Annotated in this window: 10 protein-coding genes; 3 read left to right on the top strand and 7 right to left on the bottom strand. The window is 70.1% G+C overall.

Going from position 1 to position 16,369, the window contains the following annotated elements; genetic code table 11:
- Window positions 1-479: 479 nt before the first annotated feature.
- On the bottom strand, window positions 480-1,469 hold the full coding sequence (locus ACWD3H_RS21545; protein WP_355568350.1) for an LLM class flavin-dependent oxidoreductase: 990 nt from the start codon (window positions 1,467-1,469) through the stop codon (window positions 480-482).
- A 493-nt stretch (window positions 1,470-1,962) separates the two neighbouring features.
- Between ACWD3H_RS21545 and ACWD3H_RS21550 the strand changes: the two genes are divergently transcribed.
- A complete protein-coding gene (locus tag ACWD3H_RS21550; protein WP_451956231.1) occupies window positions 1,963-4,263 on the top strand; it encodes a glycoside hydrolase family 6 protein in 2,301 nt (766 codons plus the stop codon).
- A 218-nt stretch (window positions 4,264-4,481) separates the two neighbouring features.
- Window positions 4,482-8,375 (top strand): ATP-dependent RNA helicase HrpA, encoded by a 3,894-nt coding sequence (gene hrpA / locus ACWD3H_RS21555; RefSeq protein WP_451956232.1) that lies wholly within the window; start codon window positions 4,482-4,484, stop codon window positions 8,373-8,375.
- A gap of 193 nt (window positions 8,376-8,568) precedes the next feature.
- Here the strand turns inward: hrpA and ACWD3H_RS21560 are convergent, their stop codons facing one another.
- The 6 genes from ACWD3H_RS21560 to ACWD3H_RS21585 form a co-directional block, all read right to left on the bottom strand.
- Complete coding sequence (locus tag ACWD3H_RS21560) at window positions 8,569-10,170, bottom strand: nickel/cobalt transporter (protein WP_451956233.1); 1,602 nt, start codon at window positions 10,168-10,170, stop codon at window positions 8,569-8,571.
- Window positions 10,170-11,462: a tetratricopeptide repeat protein gene (locus ACWD3H_RS21565; RefSeq protein ID WP_451956234.1), complete on the bottom strand. Its 1,293-nt coding sequence runs from the start codon at window positions 11,460-11,462 to the stop codon at window positions 10,170-10,172. The genes ACWD3H_RS21560 and ACWD3H_RS21565 overlap by 1 nt, the downstream gene beginning before the upstream one ends.
- 59 nt (window positions 11,463-11,521) lie before the next feature.
- Entirely contained in the window at window positions 11,522-12,904 is a 1,383-nt protein-coding gene (locus ACWD3H_RS21570; protein WP_451956235.1) for a DUF4331 domain-containing protein, read from the bottom strand.
- Window positions 12,905-13,210: 306 nt separating this feature from the next.
- Window positions 13,211-13,969, bottom strand: coding sequence for an anti-sigma factor (locus tag ACWD3H_RS21575; protein WP_451956236.1), 759 nt, complete (start codon window positions 13,967-13,969; stop codon window positions 13,211-13,213).
- Complete coding sequence (gene sigK / locus ACWD3H_RS21580) at window positions 13,966-14,559, bottom strand: ECF RNA polymerase sigma factor SigK (RefSeq protein WP_451956237.1); 594 nt, start codon at window positions 14,557-14,559, stop codon at window positions 13,966-13,968. The genes ACWD3H_RS21575 and sigK overlap by 4 nt, the downstream gene beginning before the upstream one ends.
- Window positions 14,560-14,829: 270 nt before the next feature.
- On the bottom strand, window positions 14,830-15,459 hold the full coding sequence (locus ACWD3H_RS21585) for a Uma2 family endonuclease (protein ID WP_451956238.1): 630 nt from the start codon (window positions 15,457-15,459) through the stop codon (window positions 14,830-14,832).
- A 228-nt stretch (window positions 15,460-15,687) separates the two neighbouring features.
- Between ACWD3H_RS21585 and ACWD3H_RS21590 the strand changes: the two genes are divergently transcribed.
- Complete coding sequence (locus tag ACWD3H_RS21590; protein WP_451956239.1) at window positions 15,688-16,347, top strand: HAD family hydrolase; 660 nt, start codon at window positions 15,688-15,690, stop codon at window positions 16,345-16,347.
- The last annotated feature ends 22 nt before the right edge of the window (window positions 16,348-16,369 follow it).

Below are 16,369 nucleotides of genomic sequence, written 5' to 3' on the forward strand. Positions count from 1 at the left end.
CCATTCGAGGTGTCAAAACGCGACACCTGGCGATCTCCTGGACTGGCTCGCCGTCAGCTGAGGGATGGAGGGAAGGCCGAGGTAATGGGGCGGGCCGGTGGACCTGTCCCGGCGAGGATTCATACTCAACCGGTGAAGCGCCGGTCAGACCGGTGCGGCCCGGTTCGAGGTCGGCCGCTCAGCGCTTGTCGCGGTGATGGTCGAGCAGGCGGATGAGCAGGCTCATGGTGGTGGCGGCGCCGGCGGCTCCGCCGCTGAGCAGGGCGGTGGACCAGGCGGTGCCGGCGGCCAGGCCGACCCGTAGGAGGAGGTGGCCCGGCGGGGACGGGTACCCTCAGGGCACCCGTCCCCGCCGGGCTACGGTGTGCGGTCCCTGATCGAGCACTTGAGGACACCGCGGTCACACACGGGACCTGCGGAGCGCCCGGTGCCGGGAAAGTGGCACGTCGGTTTTCGGTGGCTCACGCCGCCGTCGAACGTCAGGTGGCGAGGAGGCCGCGGGCTTCCGCGAGGAGTTCGAAGGAGCGCAGCCAGGCCTTCCGGTCCGGGGAGGCCGAGACGGTGATCAGCTCGTCGGCCTGGAAGTTCTCGGCGAAGCGGTCGAGATAGTCCGTCACCTCGGCCGGGGTCCCGATGGCGGAGTAGGTGGCCATCTGGAGGATCTGCTGCCCCGCGGGGGAGGCGAGGATGCCGTCCGCCTCCTCCGGCGTGAACTTCCGGCCCCGGCCGAGCAGCAGGCTGACCCGGCTGCGCTTCATGGCCAGGAACTGCTCCTGCGCCTCGGCCGTGGTGTCGGCCGCGAGGACGTTGACGCCGGCGATGACGTACGGGCGATCCAGCTGCCGGGACGGCTTGAACTCGCGCCGGTAGAGCGAGACGGCGTCCTGGAGCGCGTTCGGCGCGAAGTGGGAGGCGAAGGCGTACGGCAGCCCGAGTGCGGCGGCGAGCCTGGCTCCGAACAGGGAGGAGCCGAGGATGTACAGCGGCACGTCGGTGCCCTTGCCCGGCGTCGCGTCGACGCCCGGGATCCGGGACTCGCCGGTCAGGTATCCCTGCAGTTCCAAGACGTCCTGCGGGAAGTCGTCCGCGGCCATCGGGCCGCGGCGCAGGGCTCGTGCGGTCTGCTGGTCACTGCCCGGCGCCCGGCCGAGACCCAGGTCGATGCGCCCCGGATGCAGCGTTTCGAGGGTTCCGTACTGCTCGGCGATGGTCAGCGGGGAGTGGTTGGGGAGCATGACGCCGCCGGCTCCGAGGCGGATCGTCCGGGTGTGCGCGGCCACGTGGGCGATGAGGACGCTGGTCGCCGAGGACGCGATGGTGGGCATGTTGTGGTGCTCCGCGTACCAGATCCGCCGGTAGCCCCACTCCTCCGCGCGCTGGGCCAGGGTCACGCTGGCCCGCAGGCTGTCGGCGGCCGTCTCTCCCTCGCCGATGTGCGCCAGATCAAGGATGGAGAGTGGAAGAGCCATGGAGAGCAAGCCTTTCATCGCGGGGAGGGAGGAGCGTGCACCCCTTCGAGTTCTGTGCAACGGCGCCGGTGCTGCGGTTATTTCAGCGCCGCTCGCCGGGACGGCACCGGAATCCACCGTGGTGGGGGTGAACGGTCCTCAGCTCACCACCCCCCTCAGCCTGGCCTCGACCTTCCCCGCATGCGGCGTGTCCTCCGCGAACGGCTTCCAGGTCCGTGTTGCGGTGACGGTACTCGGGAACGCGTTTTCCGGAGGCGATCTGGAGGCGAGATCCGCGGCGCCTCGGAGTTCGTCCACAGGTGGCCGGTGCGCACCATTCCGGGCCGGTCGCGGACAGGGCTCTGAAACTTTCATCGGGTTCGAAACCCGTTCGGTGAGGTCAGGGGCCAGGGCGGTCCTAATTCAGGGGCTCCGACGTGCAACAAGCTGTACACACGGGTGAAACATCCGGACTATGGGAGCGCTCCCACCATCGTCCTGGAGATGATCACGCATGAGAGTCAATTCGCGTCGCCACGCCTGGCGTAATCGGGCGGCGACCACGGCGGCACTGCTGGTGGCCGCCGCCGGCCTTGCCACCGGGCAAGCCGCCACCGCGCACGCCGCAGTCGCCTGCGACGTCGCCTACACGACCAACGACTGGCAGGGCGGCTTCACCGCAAGCGTGACCGTCAAGAACCTCGGTGACCCGCTGACCGGCTGGACCCTCGGGTTCAGCTTCCCGACGACCACCCAGCAGCTCACCCAGGGCTGGAGCGCCACCTGGGCGCAGAGCGGCCAGGCCGTCACCGCCAAGAACCTGGACTGGAACGGCAACCTGGCCACCGGCGCCTCGACCAGCATCGGCTTCAACGGCAGCTGGTCCGGTACCAACCCCAAGCCGACCTCCTTCACGATCAACGGCGTGGCCTGCGGCGGGACCACCCCCGGCAACCAGCCGCCCACGGTCAGCCTGACCAGCCCCGCCTCGGGCGCCTCCTACCAGGCCGGTGCCGCCGTGCCGCTCACGGCGACCGCCAGCGACGACGGCGCGGTCAGCAAGGTCGAGTTCTACGTCGACGGCACGCTGGTCAACACCGACACCACCGCCCCCTACTCCTACTCCGCCACGGGCCTGGCGGCCGGCTCCCACACCGCCAAGGCCAAGGCGTACGACAACGCCACCCCGGCGCTCTCCACCGAGACCGCCGCGGTCCCCTTCACCGTGGCCGGCACCTCGACCCCGTCGATCGTCGCCTCCCCGACCTCCGTCAGCGTCCCCGAGGGTGGCTCCGCGACCGTCGGCTTCAGGCTCAGCCAGGCGCCGACCGGCAACGTCACGGTCAACCTGAGCAAGACCGGTGACAGCGACATCACCATCTCGCCCTCCACGCTGACCTTCACCACCGCCAACTGGAACACGGCGCAGAACGTGACGGTCTCGGCGGCCCAGGACGCCGACCAGACCAACGGCACCGCCACCATCACGGCCGCCGCCAGTGGCTACACCAGCGCCACGGTCACCGCCACTGAGGCGGACGACGACGGCAACCCGCCGGTCGGCCACGTCGACAACCCGTACACCGACGCCACCGGTTACGTGAACCCCGACTGGTCGGCCAAGGCCGCCGCCGAGCCGGGCGGCAACGCGGTCGCCAAGATCTCCACCGGTGTGTGGCTGGACCGCATCGCCGCCATCGCCGGCTCCTCCTCGGCCATGGGCCTCCGCGCCCACCTGGACGAGGCGCTCCGCCAGGACGCAGCCAACGGCAGCAAGCCGCTGACGATCCAGTTCGTCATCTACAACCTGCCCAACCGCGACTGCTCGGCGCTGGCCTCCAACGGTGAGCTGCTCATCTCCCAGAACGGCCTGAACCGCTACAAGACCGAGTACATCGACCCGATCGCCGCGATCATGGCCGAGCCCAAGTACGCGGCCCTGCGGATCGTGTCGATCATCGAAATCGACTCGCTGCCCAACCTGATCACCAACCTCAACGTGGCCAAGTGCCAGGAGGCCAAGGACAGCGGCGCCTACGTCAACGGCGTCCGCTACGCCCTGGACAAGCTGCACGCGATCAACAACGTCTACACCTACATCGACGCCGGTCACCACGGCTGGCTCGGCTGGGACACCAACTTCGGCCCGTCCGCCGACCTGTTCGCGACCACCGTCGCCGGCACCGTCAAGGGCTTCGACAGCGTGGACGGCTTCATCACCAACACCGCCAACTACTCGGCGCTGAAGGAGCCCCACTTCAACATCGGCACCACGGTCAACGGCCAGACCGTCCGCCAGTCCAGCTGGGTCGACTGGAACTTCTACGTCGACGAGCTGTCCTTCGCCCAGGCCTTCCGGAACACGCTGATCCAGAAGGGCTTCAAGTCGAACATCGGCATGCTGATCGACACCTCCCGCAACGGCTGGGGAGGCTCGGCCCGTCCGGCCGCCGCCAGCACCTCCACCGTCCTGAACACCTTCGTCAACGAGTCGAGGGTGGACCGCCGGATCCACGCCGGCAACTGGTGCAACCAGAGCGGTGCCGGTCTGGGCGAGCGCCCGCAGGCCAGCCCCGCCGCCGGTCTGGACGCCTACGTCTGGATCAAGCCCCCGGGTGAGTCCGACGGCTCCAGCAAGGAGATCCCGAACAACGAGGGCAAGGGCTTCGACCGGATGTGCGACCCGACCTACGGCGGCAACGAGCGCAACGGCAACAACATGAGCGGCGCCCTGGCCGACGCGCCGGTCTCCGGCCACTGGTTCTCCGCCCAGTTCCGCCAGCTGCTGCAGAACGCCTACCCGGCGCTCCCGTAGCCCGCTGATCCCGGGTCCCGCTCCCGCGGGACCCGACCTGCGAAGCTCCGCCGCCCCCGCCGGGGGCGGCGGAGCCGTTCTCTTTTTCGGCGGGGCGGATATTGGGATGCGAGGAGGCGGCGGGTCGGGCAGCATGAACGGTTGGGGCTTCACGTGGGGGCCTTCGAAGGGCACGCGTGAGCCGTCAGGCGCGGGCCGAAAGTATCCTGGGTTTCAGTATGGGAACGCCTCCTTTGACATCTCCGCTCTCCGAACTGCACGCGCGCCTGCCCGAGCTCACGCTCCGTGACCAGCGGCGGCTACGACGCAGGCTCGACGGGGCTCGCAAGGTCAGAAACCGGGCCGCGCAGCAGAAGATCACCGTCGAGATCACCGCCGACGTCGAGCGGGCCGAGCGCCGGGTCGCCCGACGCCGCGCCGGCGTCCCCACGGTCACCTATCCGGAGGCGTTGCCGGTCAGCCAGCGCAAGGACGACATCCTGGAGGCGATCCGCGACAACCAGGTCGTGATCGTCGCCGGTGAGACCGGCTCGGGCAAGACCACCCAGCTACCGAAGATCTGCCTGGAGCTCGGCCGGGGCGTCAGGGGGCTGATCGGGCACACCCAGCCCCGCCGCATCGCCGCCCGTACCGTGGCCGAGCGCGTCGCCGAAGAGCTCGACACCCCGCTCGGCGACGCCGTGGGTTACAAGGTGCGCTTCACCGACCAGGTGAGCGACGGCACGCTCGTCAAGGTCATGACGGACGGCATCCTGCTGGCCGAGCTGCAGAACGACCGCGACCTCGACCAGTACGACACGCTGATCGTCGACGAGGCGCACGAGCGCAGCCTCAACATCGACTTCATCCTGGGCTACCTCAAACAACTCCTGCCGCGCCGCCCCGACCTGAAGGTGATCATCACCTCGGCGACCATCGACCCCGAGCGCTTCTCCAAGCACTTCGGCGACGCGCCGATCGTGGAGGTCTCCGGCCGGACCTACCCCGTTGAGGTGCGTTACCGGCCGATCGCCGAGGACGACGACCAGATCCAGGCGATCGGCAACGCCGTCGACGAGCTGTGCGCCGAGGGACCCGGCGACATCCTGGTCTTCCTCAGCGGCGAGCGGGAGATCCGCGACACCGCCGAGGCGCTCGCCAAGCGCAAGGACGCCGAGATCCTGCCGCTGTACGCCAGGCTGTCCGCCGCCGAGCAGCACAAGGTCTTCCAGCGGCACACCAGGCGCAGGGTCGTGCTGGCCACCAACGTGGCCGAGACCTCGCTGACCGTGCCCGGCATCAAGTACGTGGTCGACCCCGGATTCGCCCGCATCTCCCGCTACAGCCACCGCACCAAGGTCCAGCGCCTCCCCATCGAGGCGATCTCCCAGGCCTCGGCCAACCAGCGCAAGGGCCGCTGCGGCCGGGTCTCCGACGGCATCTGCATCCGGCTGTACGAGGAGGACGACTTCGTCACCCGGCCGGAGTTCACCGACCCGGAGATCCTCCGTACCAACCTCGCCTCGGTCATCCTGCAGATGACCTCGATCGGCCTGGGCGACATCGGGGCCTTCCCGTTCGTCGAGCCGCCCGACCAGCGCCAGGTCAGGGACGGCTACGACCTGCTCCAGGAGTTGGGCGCCTTCGACCAGGGGCGGCAGATGACCCCGCTCGGCCGCAAGCTGGCCGGGCTCCCCGTCGACCCGCGACTGGCCCGCATGGTGCTGGAGGCCGACCACAACGGCTGCGTCCGCGAGGTCATGGTCATCGCCTCCGCCCTGTCGATCCAGGACCCGCGCGAGCGCCCGGCCGACAAGCAGCAGGCCGCCGACGACAAGCACCGCCGGTTCGCCGACAAGGAGTCCGACTTCGTCTCGTACCTGAACCTGTGGAACTACCTGCAGGAGCAGCAGAAGGAGCTCTCCTCCAGCGCGTTCCGGCGGCTGTGCAAGGCGGAGTTCCTCAACTACCTGCGGGTCCGCGAGTGGCAGGACGTCTACGGCCAGCTACGCCAGATGTCGAAGACCCTCGGCGTCGCCCTCAACAGCACCCCCGGCGACGAGCAGAAGATCCACATCTCCCTGCTCTCCGGCCTGCTCTCCCACGTCGGCGTCAAGGACATCGACAAGAAGACCGCGGAGCCCGGCGCCCGCCGCGGCACGAACGAGCCGCGCAGGCCGATGACCGAGTACGTGGGCGCGCGCAACGCCCGGTTCGCGATCTTCCCGGGTTCCGCGCTCGCCAAGAAGCAGCCGCTCTGGGTGATGTCCGCCGAACTGGTGGAGACCTCCCGGCTCTGGGCCCGGGTCAACGCCAAGATCGAACCCGAGTGGGTCGAGCCGCTCGCCGCGCACCTGATCAAACGCACCTACTCCGAGCCGCACTGGGAGAAGAAACAGGGCTCGGTGATGGCCTACGAGAAGGTCACCCTGTACGGGGTGCCGATCGTGGCCCAGCGCAAGGTCAACTACGGCCGCATCGACCCCGAGCTGAGCCGGGAGCTGTTCATCCGGCACGCCCTGGTCGAGGGCGACTGGGAGACCCACCACGCCTTCTTCGCCGAGAACCGCAAGCTCCTCGAAGAGGTCGAGGAACTGGAGGAGCGGGCCAGGCGCCGCGACATCCTCGTCGACGACGAGACCCTGTTCGACTTCTACGACCAGCGCGTTCCCGCCGACGTCGTCTCCGGGCGGCACTTCGACTCCTGGTGGAAGAAGGTCCGCGCCGACCAGCCCGACCTGCTCAGCTTCGAGAAGTCGATGCTGATCAGCGAGTCGGCCGGCGACGTCAGCCGACGCGACTACCCCGACGTGTGGCGCCAGGGCGGCCTGCGCTTCCCGCTGACGTACCAGTTCGAGCCCGGCACCGACGCCGACGGCGTCACCGCGCACATCCCGCTCGCGCTGCTCAACCAGGTCAACGTCGAGGGGTTCGACTGGCAGATCCCCGGGCTGCGCGAGGAGTTGCTCACCGCGCTCATCCGCAGCCTGCCCAAGAACATCCGGCGCAACTTCGTCCCCGCCCCCAACTACGCCAAGAAGGTCCTCCAGCGGGCCGAGCCCACCCAGGAGCCGCTGCTCGCGGTGCTGGAGCGCGAGCTGCTCAACCTGACCGGCTTCCAGGTGACCCGCGAGGACTGGCAGCCCGGCCTGGTCCCCGACCACCTCAAGATCACCTTTCGGGTGACCGACGGCCGCAGGCAGAAGCTGGCCGAGAGCAAGGACCTGGCCGATCTCAAGCGGCGCCTCGCCCCCAAGCTCCGCCAGACCCTCTCCAAGGCCGCCGACGGCCTGGAGAAATCCGGCCTGACGGGGTGGACCGTGGGCGCGCTGCCCAAGACGTTCGAGCAGCGCAGGATGAAGGCCTATCCGGCGCTCGCCGACGAGGGCGCCACCGTGGCGGTACGGATGTTCGAGACCGAGGCCGAGCAGCGCCGGGCCATGTGGGAGGGCACCCGCAGGCTGCTGTTGCTCAACACCCCGTCCCCGGCCAAATGGGTGCTCGGCCGCCTCGGCAACCAGTCCAAGCTCGCCCTGAGCCGGAGCCCGCACGCCGGTGCCGTCGCCCTGTTCGACGACTGCATCGCCTGCGCCGCCGACCATCTCATGAACGAGTACGGCGGGCCGGTCTGGGAGGAGTCCGCTTTCACCGCCCTGCACGAGGCGGTCCGCGCCGAGCTCTTCGACACCACGGCCGAGGTGGTGGCCAGGGTCGAGAGCATCCTCAAGGTCTGGCACACCGTCTCGACGCTGCTGCCCGAGTCCCGCTCGACGCCCGCGATCGAGGACATCCGCGACCAGGTGGCCAACCTGGTCTACCCGGGCTTTGTCACCGAGACCGGCCACAAGCGCCTGCCCGACCTGCTCCGCTATCTCAAGGGAGCCGAGCGGCGGCTGGAGAAGGTGCACGAGGACGCGTTCCGCGACGGGGAGCGGATGGGCAAGGTGCACGACATCGAGGACGACTATCACGAGCTGGTCGAGAAGCTCCCCCCGGCCCGCCGTTCCGACGACGACGTCCGGCAGATCCGCTGGATGATCGAGGAGCTCAGGGTCAGCTACTTCGCCCAGACCCTCGGCACCCCGTACTCGATCTCCGACAAGCGCATTCGCAAGGCGATGGAGAAACTCTGAGCCGGTTCGCCCGCCTGGGCGGGGGAACGGCTGCCGGGGCATCGAGATGGAGGACGGCCGAGCCGGTCGGCGGTGGTCCCTCCTCCCCCCGGGGAGGCCGGCCCGAAATCGTCGCCCGGGTGGCCTGCGCTCCTGGCGAGCGGCGGTTCATGGTTTGTGGAACCGCCGGACGCGAGGCCAGGGCCGGTTTCTCTCAGGCGGCTCCGGCCAGGCCCCGGATGGCCAGGCCCAGGCCGAGTACGATGACGACGGCGGCGGTGCCGACCGGGGCGAGAGACGACAGGCGGGCAGCCATGCCGTGTCCCCTCGTCGCCATCCGGTCGAGTCGTCCCGCCAGCTTGACCAGGAGCAGGCCGGTGGCGGTCAGGGTGCTCGCCATGCCGATGCCGTAGGCGAACACCAGCGTGATCCCGAACCAGGTGCGGCCAAGCCCGATGGCGCCGAGCAGGACGACGAGCGCGGAAGGGCTGGGCACCAGGCCTCCCGCCACCCCCATCCCCACCAGCCCGCGCCGCGAGCGGGTGGCCTCGGTCTGTGCGGGCCGCTCCCGATCCAGCACCGCCGTCCGGACGACTCCACGGCCCGGATCGGTGTGGCCGTGCCCGTAGCCGGATCTCTGGTCGTGCCCTTCGGCGGAGGGCACATGTCCGTGCCCGTGCCCGTGCCTGTGGCCGGAGGGCTCGCCGCTGCGGTGGGCGCGCCAGGCCGATCGCAGGAGACCGGCGCCGATGACAGTGATCAGCAGGCCGCTGGCCAGGCCGAGCCAGCCGAGCACGGACTCCCCGGTGAGGGCGGAGAAGGCGCTCAGCAGCAGGCCGACGACGAGAACACCCAGCGTGTGGGTGGCCGTCACGGTGGCGCCGACGACCAGCGCGTCACGTGGGCGGCCGCTGCGGCCGGCGAGGTAGGCGGCCATGATGGTCTTGCCGTGACCGGGGATGAGCGCGTGGCCGGCGCCGAGGACCGCGGCCAGCGCCACGGAGAGCAGGCCCAGCGGCACGGTCAGCGACGCGGTGCCGATCAGGTTGGTGAACAGGCGGTCCAGCGCGGCCAGTGCGTCTGCGACGGGTCCGCCGGACACCGGCGGTATCGCGGTCGCCGCCGAGCCGGTTCCCGGCGTCACGCCCAGTTTCACCGCCCGCTGGTCCAGTGGGTCGGCCAGCAGGTCGCCGGGGTAGGACCGCAGTTCCCGGCTCACACTCGTGCCGGGCACCGAAGGGCGCACCAGCCGTAGCCCCGCGGCGGACACCGCGGTGATCTCCCGCCAGCCCAGCCGGTCGGCCAGGAAGCCGTCACTGAATTCGACCGTCCCGCTCCCCTCGGACGTCACCGAGGTCCCGGAGCCGGAGGCCGCGGCGGCGGTGGGTGCCTGGAGCGGTTTCGCGGCGGCGTGCAGGCGGCATGTCAGGCGGCTGGTCTGCAGGCCGCCCTGACCGGGCTCGTAGGCGAAGACGGCCTCGGAGATCTGCCACACCGTCGCGGTCCCGTTCACCGTCAGACGCTGTGCGGTGGCGAGTTCGCCACACCGGGCGGTGCCGTACGCCGACCGTTCGGCGTCCGAGACCGTTCCTGAGCGGTCGGCGTCCACCGCGGGGCGGGCCTGCAGGGTGGGCAGCTCGGCGCTGTCCACGACCGCCAGGTTCTCCACCCGGTCCGGGGCGATCCGCAGGCCGTTGTAGTGGTTGACGGTGAAGTTGCCCAGTGGGTGCGCCATCTCCGCGTTGGAGGGCGCGGCGCCTGCGGCGAGCGTCGCGCACATCGCCAGGCCGCAGGCGGCGGTAGTGACCGCAAGCATCAGGAGAACCTCGCTAGGGCAGGGAGATCGGCGGAGAAGGTGGGGTCGGCGTCGCGGGCCCGGGCGGCGGAGCGCCTGGACTCCTCGGTGCGGCCGAGCGAGCGTTCGATCTCGGCGCGGTGGTGATGGAACAGGGCGTTGCGCCAGCCGGTGGCGGTGGCCTTACGCGCGTACGGCAGGGCCTCCCGGTCACGGCCGTCGCGGTGCAGGGCCCAGGCCAGGGCGTCGGCGGCGACCACGTTGGGGTTGCGGGCGTATTCGGCCTCGGCGTGTTCGACGGCCCGTGCGGGAGAGCCGTGGTCGGCCTCGAACTCGGCCCAGGTCAGGTCGTCCTTGACCCCGGCCGCTTCCATCAGGGTCCGCTGCGCGCGCAGCAGCGCCCACTGCTCGGCGGGATCCCTGCCCGCCGCGACCAGCACCTCGGCGTACTCGATCACGTACTGGGCCAGGGGCAGGCGCCCGACAACGGTGGCGTAGAGGTCGGCGGCCTCAGCCGGCCGGCCGTCGAGCGCCGCCGCTCTGGCCGTTCCGGCCAGAGCGGCGGTGAAGTCGGGGGCGGCCTTCAGCGCGAGGCGGTACTGCTCGGTGGCGCCGCGCGGATCACCGGAGCGCAGGGCCAGCTCGCCCAGGTAGTGACGGCAGTAGGCGATGTCGTCGGGGGAGAAGGCGTCGTCAAGGGCGTGCTCCAGCATGCGGCGTGCCGTCGTGCGATCCCCGCGGAGTTCGGCGTCGTAGGAGGCCCGGGTGAAGGCCGCGACACCGGGGCGCAACTCCATCATCCTGCTGATCGCCCGGGTGGCCTCGTCGTAGCGGCCGAGCTGGGTGTAGGCGTCGGCCAGCACCGCCTGGGCGCCTTGGCCGTAGGGATTGGCGGTCTGTGACAGCTTGGCCAGTCGTACGGCCTCGGTGAAGTCGTGCCGACCGGCGGCGAGCGCTGCCTGGCCGGTCAGCGCGGCGAAATTGCCGGGGCTCAGCGCGGCGGAGCGGGCCAGCGCCTGCTCGGCCTTCGGATAGAAGGACGGGTCGGCGCTCAGGCGTGCCTGCTGGACGTAGGCGGAGCCGAGCCGCGCCCAGGCCTGGTGGTCATCGGGCAGCCGCCGCAGCCGGGCGGTCAGCGCCTGGATCGCGCTCTTGAGGGAGCCGGCCGAGACCGGGATCTCGGCCGACTGCTGGGGCGGTGCGGTGGCGGGCGACGGCGTTCGATCGCCGGGGATCAGGGCCGCCCCCGAGGTCAGTGCCGTCGCCAGGCCCAGCACGCCCACGGCGAGCCGTGCTCTTACGGATGTCTTCACGGTGGTTACCCCCAGGGCCGGGTGCGGGACCCGGGCAGGCCGGGTCCCGTACCGTCGGATCAGCTCGCGTTGACCGACGTGTTGCCGGGCAGCGGGATGTAGGGGAACCGGGTGCCGAACGGCTTGTCGTTCCGGTCCACCTTGTCGCCGGCGGCCAGCGCGTCGACGAGCTCGCCGCTCTGGGCGGCGCCGGCCATCGCCTGCAGGGCGATGTCGATCACGTCGTCCCCGAGGCGGCGGCCGTTCGGGAAGCCCTGCAGGTCGCCGGCGATCACGCCGAGCCGGTTCGGGTTCGCGGCGGGCGCGACGGCCATGTTCAGCCGCAGCATCTCCGCCGGGCGCAACCTGCCCGCGTCCTTGTTGAGACTCTGCGAGTTGAGGTCGGCCTTGATCGGGCCGTTGGCCTTGGCGATGCCGGTCAGGAAGATCTCGACCAGGTCGGCCCGGGGGGTCTTCGGCGCCTTGAGGCCGTAGATGGCCTCAAGGAGCTTGGGCACCTCCGGGTTGGTGACGCGCTTGACGACGGCCGGGACGTCGGCGTCCTTGTGCGGGGGCAGCGCGTTGAAGGCGTCCTTCAGTCCGGCCGGGACCACGACCTCGTTGACCAGCGGCTGGCCCAGCCGGGAGACCTGGACGTAGCCCTGGGGGCTCCACTTGTCCACGGTGGACCAGACGCCGATGACCGGGTTGCGGTCGGCGTCGCCCTTCAGGGCGACCTCGTCCTTGGGCACCTGCAGGGCCAGGCTGTGCACGTTGTAGCCCCTGAGGGTGTCCTGGCCGACCTCGGACAGGTCGCCGCCGTAGAGCAGGTCGAAGACCCGCAGGTCGGCGAAGAACGCCTCGTCGGCCTGGCCGGCGAATGCCTTCCCGCCGCCGGGCAGGTTCTTGATCGACTGGGTGCGCAGCGAGGCGTAGTCGGGCATCGAGGCCGGGCCGGTGTTGCTCGGGGCCACCACGCCGTCCTTGACCAGGGTCCGCGTTCCTCGATGGGTGATCTTCTTGACCGTGTAGCGCTGTCTGAACAGCAGGTTCTTGTCGTTCAGCGAGGTGACAGGGCCGTTGTCGTACAGGAAGGTGTCCGTGCCGCGCCTGTCCTCGTCACGGAACGTCCACTGGTAGACGGTGTCGGGCTGTGCGTCGCCATCACTGTCGATCTTGATGTTGTAACGTGACCCGGCGTCGAACCGGTAGAAGTTCGGCCCGCCGTTCGGCTCCTCGAACGGGATGAAGTTCGCCATCAGGGTGACGGTGTCGGGCTTGTCCGGGCTGACGAACGCGTACACGTCGGTGTTGTCGTTGCGCGGGTCACCCGCGATCATGGGCGCCTCGCGGTGCGAGGACGCCGCGCCGGTCTCTGCTCTGAGCAGGGCGAGGGAGGAGGCGGTGAGTACTCCCGCGACGCCGATGCCGATCAGGGCGCGCCGACTGATTCGGAGCTCCATGTTTCGTTGGTCCTTTCGGCCGCCGGTCACACCTGTGACCGGCCCATGAGGGCTGGGGGAGGCATCCGGTCGGGTCCTTCTCCCCTGCGCCGTATTCGTCGCCGGACCGCCCTCGGATTGGTCGATTTTTCGGGCCGTGGACCATCCCTGATTTCGCTGGTTGAGGCACTGGTATGCCACTGGTTCGGCGTACTGACCCACGCCATGCTGTCGACGATGTGAACGGTGGCGTTGTGGGCTGAGCCGACAACACGACCACCCCGCCAGGGCGGTCGGCGGGGTGGTCGTACGGAGGCGCTGTCGTGCTCAGGTGGCGGGCAGGTCGACCAGGAGCAGGGGCCGGGTGGTGGGCTGGGCCGAGCCGCCTTCGGGCTCGATGGTGACGCCGAGCTGGGTAGTGGCGGCGAAGGGGGTGGTGACGACGAGCGGGGTACGGCCGGAGTCATCGGGGCGTATCAGCCCGGCCGAGCGGATGCCCGTGGGGCCGATCTGCCAGAGCTGGTAGGTACGGCTGTCGGGCAGGGCGGCCAACCCACTGGCCAGGAACACCATTTCTCCCTCGGCGCGGGAGAACACCACGGTGGCGGTGCCGCCCCGCTGCGCGGTCGCGGTGAGGGTACGGGCATCAGGCGCGGCCAGGACGGCGGAGATCCGCCGGTCGCGCTGCTGGATCTGCTCCAGCTGATCCTGGGCGCGGACGGCGATCAGACCCAGCGAAACGGCGGCGGCCAGTCCGGCGGCGGCCAGTCCGACGGCCAGGCGGGGCCACCACGGGGCCTTCCTCCTCCTCGCGTCGGGTGCGTACGCGATGAGGGAGGGCGGCAGCTGACGGACCTGATCTATCTGGGTCATCACCCGCTCGCGCAGTCCCGGCGGCGGGTCGGTGGCCGTGGCATGGCCGAGCCTGGCAGCGGTCTCGGCCATGCCACGCACCTCTTGCGCGCACTCGGCGCAGCGGCCCAGGTGCTCCTCGAAGCGCAGCCGGTCGGCAGGGTCGTCGATGGCGTCCAGGACGTAGGCGCCGGACAGGGTGTGCGGGTCGTGACCGCTCTCGACGCTGTTCATCGTTCCACCCCCAGGCAGTCGCGTATGCGGATCAGCCCGTCACGCATCCGGGTCTTCACCGTGGCCAGTGGCACCTTCAGCAGCTCGGCGACTTCACGATAGGAATATCCACCGTAATAGGCGAAAGTGACGGATTGGCGTTGCAGCTCGGTGAGCCCGTCAAGGCAGCGGCGCAGCCGTTCGCGTTCCAGGCGGGCCCCCACCGACTCGGCGACCTCGTCGAAAGGACGATGCACCTCCAGCCTGGCCACCCGGTCCTCGCGGTCGACGGCGCTCTGGACGGCGCGGACGCGATCGACGGCGCGGCGGTGGGCGATCGTCATGACCCAGGCCATCGCCGAGCCGCGGGCGCGTTCGTAGCGAGCGGCGCTGCGCCACACCTCGACGAGGACCTCCTGGGCGACCTCCTCGCTCTGCGCGGGGTCGCGCAGCACGCGCAGGACCAGCCCGTAGACGGGGCCGGCGACCAGGTCGTAGATCCGTTCAAAGGCGGCGCGATCTCCTCGCGCCACGTGTTCGAGCAGGTCTTCCAGCCCGCTCTGGAGGGAGTCGCGGTCCTCTGCCGACCTCAGCGCCCGTCTAGGTCTCATGCATCCTCCCCGCCATGAGCAAAGCACGTTTCGCCGCTTCTTCGAAGCGGAACGGCACGTGGATTGGTCGGCGTCCCGTCCGGTGCCACCGGCACATCGGACAGGAGCGAGACGTGTTCACCGGCTGGTGGCTCCGTCGCGCCTTATCCCGGTGCCGACGCCTCGCTGGGTGGGGCAGGCCGCGGCGTCCGTCGTCGCCAGGTCCGTGCCCGCGGGCATCCGCCGGCTGATTGAGACCGTGTCCTGCCCCGAGGAGTCGAGTCGGTGTCGTTACAGGAAGATCGAGGTGTCCAGGTCGAAGTCGACGGGGGAGGGGATCCGGAGCGGCTTGCCCATCTCGGTGTGGGTCATGGTCCGGTAGCTGCCGTCCTCGGGGTCGCTGAGGACGGTCACCGCGGGCGGTGAGGCGACGGGGTCGACGATCAGCATGATCGGGATGCCGCAGCCCGCGTAGATCCGGGGCTTCGTGGCGCGGTCCATCTCCATGGAGCCGGGCGAGACGATCTCCGCCACCAGGATCAGCCCCGAGGAGAGGATCTCCCGATCTCCCCAGAGTGGAGCGTCCACGGGGACCAGGCAGTAATCGGGGACGATGGTGTCTCGTGGACCTTCGACGCAGATGTCGACATCACCGGAGAAGCTCTCCCAGTCGTTCTTGTCCTCCACAGGGATCAGGGCTCTGCTGAGGCATCTTGCTATACGCGCGTGCCGGGGGGTCGCGGAAGGACTCACGATCAGGTTCCCGTCGACGACTTCGGCCCGTAGGCCACGGATAGGGGGAAGAGACTCGAAGATCTCCCTCGGGGTGCGAGGTAGTGGACGGTCCTCAGGTGCGGCGGGCTGAGCGGGCGGCTGGGGCGCGGTGCGCGAGGCGGATCGCTGAGACGCTGTCATCACCATGGGCGTGTATCCCTTCGTGTCCGAACATGCACTCTAAGTGTTCCATGAGGCGCCGTCGGTCATGAGCGAAATGCGCGGCGATCATGGATCGGCTGCGGGCTGCGGCACGGTCGGGAGTGATGCCGGTGTTCGGGCGCGTTCGTGCGAGGGTGTTCGCTCTGAAACGGTCACCGGGTGTCCGTTTTGCCGGGGCGGGCTACGATCGGACGGGCTTGGGAAGGGGGCGGCGTGGTCAAGGCGCTGGTGTTCGATGTGGGTGAGACGCTGATCGACGAGACGCGGATCTGGTCGCGCTGGGCCGACCGGCTCGGCGTCACCCGGTTCACCATGCTCGGCGTGCTGGGCGGCATGGCCGCGCTCGACCGGTCGTTCGAGGACGCGTTTCGGCTGCTACGGCCCGGGTTCGACGTCGAGGCCGAGCAGGAGGCGTGGAAGCGGGACGACCCCGCCGGGCTCCGGGTGAACTTCGACGCCGACGACCTCTATCCGGACGTACGGCCCGGCTTGGCCGCGTTGCGCGGGCTCGGATACGAGCTGATCATCGCGGGCAACCAGCCGCCGCAGGCATATGACGCGCTGGCCGCGATGGATCTGCCCGTCGACGCGATCCACACCTCAGACGGCTGGGGTGTGTCCAAGCCCGATCCGGGCTTCTTCGCGAAGGTCGTCGCGGTGTCGGGGCGCGAGGCCGGCGAGATCCTCTACGTGGGAGACCGGCTCGACAACGACGTCCGGCCCGCCCGCGCGGCCGGAATGTGGACCGCCCTGGTCCGCCGGGGCCCGTGGGGTCACCTGCACGCCGCCCGCCCCGAGGCGGCCGAGGCCGACCACGTCATCGACGACTTCCCCGGCCTGGTCGCGGCACTGGGAGGCAGGGCCGCAGGTTGATCGCGGACCGCTCGCGGAGTAG

This window comes from Streptosporangium sp. NPDC002607, assembly GCF_053592655.1.

Coding starts and splice junctions, on each gene's coding strand:
- ACWD3H_RS21545 (WP_355568350.1), bottom strand. CDS start 1,469: ATGGCTCTTCCACTCTCCATCCTTGATCTGGCGCACATCGGCGAGGGA.
- ACWD3H_RS21570 (WP_451956235.1), bottom strand. CDS start 12,904: ATGGAGCTCCGAATCAGTCGGCGCGCCCTGATCGGCATCGGCGTCGCG.
- ACWD3H_RS21585 (WP_451956238.1), bottom strand. CDS start 15,459: ATGGTGATGACAGCGTCTCAGCGATCCGCCTCGCGCACCGCGCCCCAG.
- sigK (WP_451956237.1), bottom strand. CDS start 14,559: ATGAGACCTAGACGGGCGCTGAGGTCGGCAGAGGACCGCGACTCCCTC.
- hrpA (WP_451956232.1), top strand. CDS start 4,482: ATGGGAACGCCTCCTTTGACATCTCCGCTCTCCGAACTGCACGCGCGC.
- ACWD3H_RS21560 (WP_451956233.1), bottom strand. CDS start 10,170: ATGCTTGCGGTCACTACCGCCGCCTGCGGCCTGGCGATGTGCGCGACG.
- ACWD3H_RS21575 (WP_451956236.1), bottom strand. CDS start 13,969: ATGAACAGCGTCGAGAGCGGTCACGACCCGCACACCCTGTCCGGCGCC.
- ACWD3H_RS21550 (WP_451956231.1), top strand. CDS start 1,963: ATGAGAGTCAATTCGCGTCGCCACGCCTGGCGTAATCGGGCGGCGACC.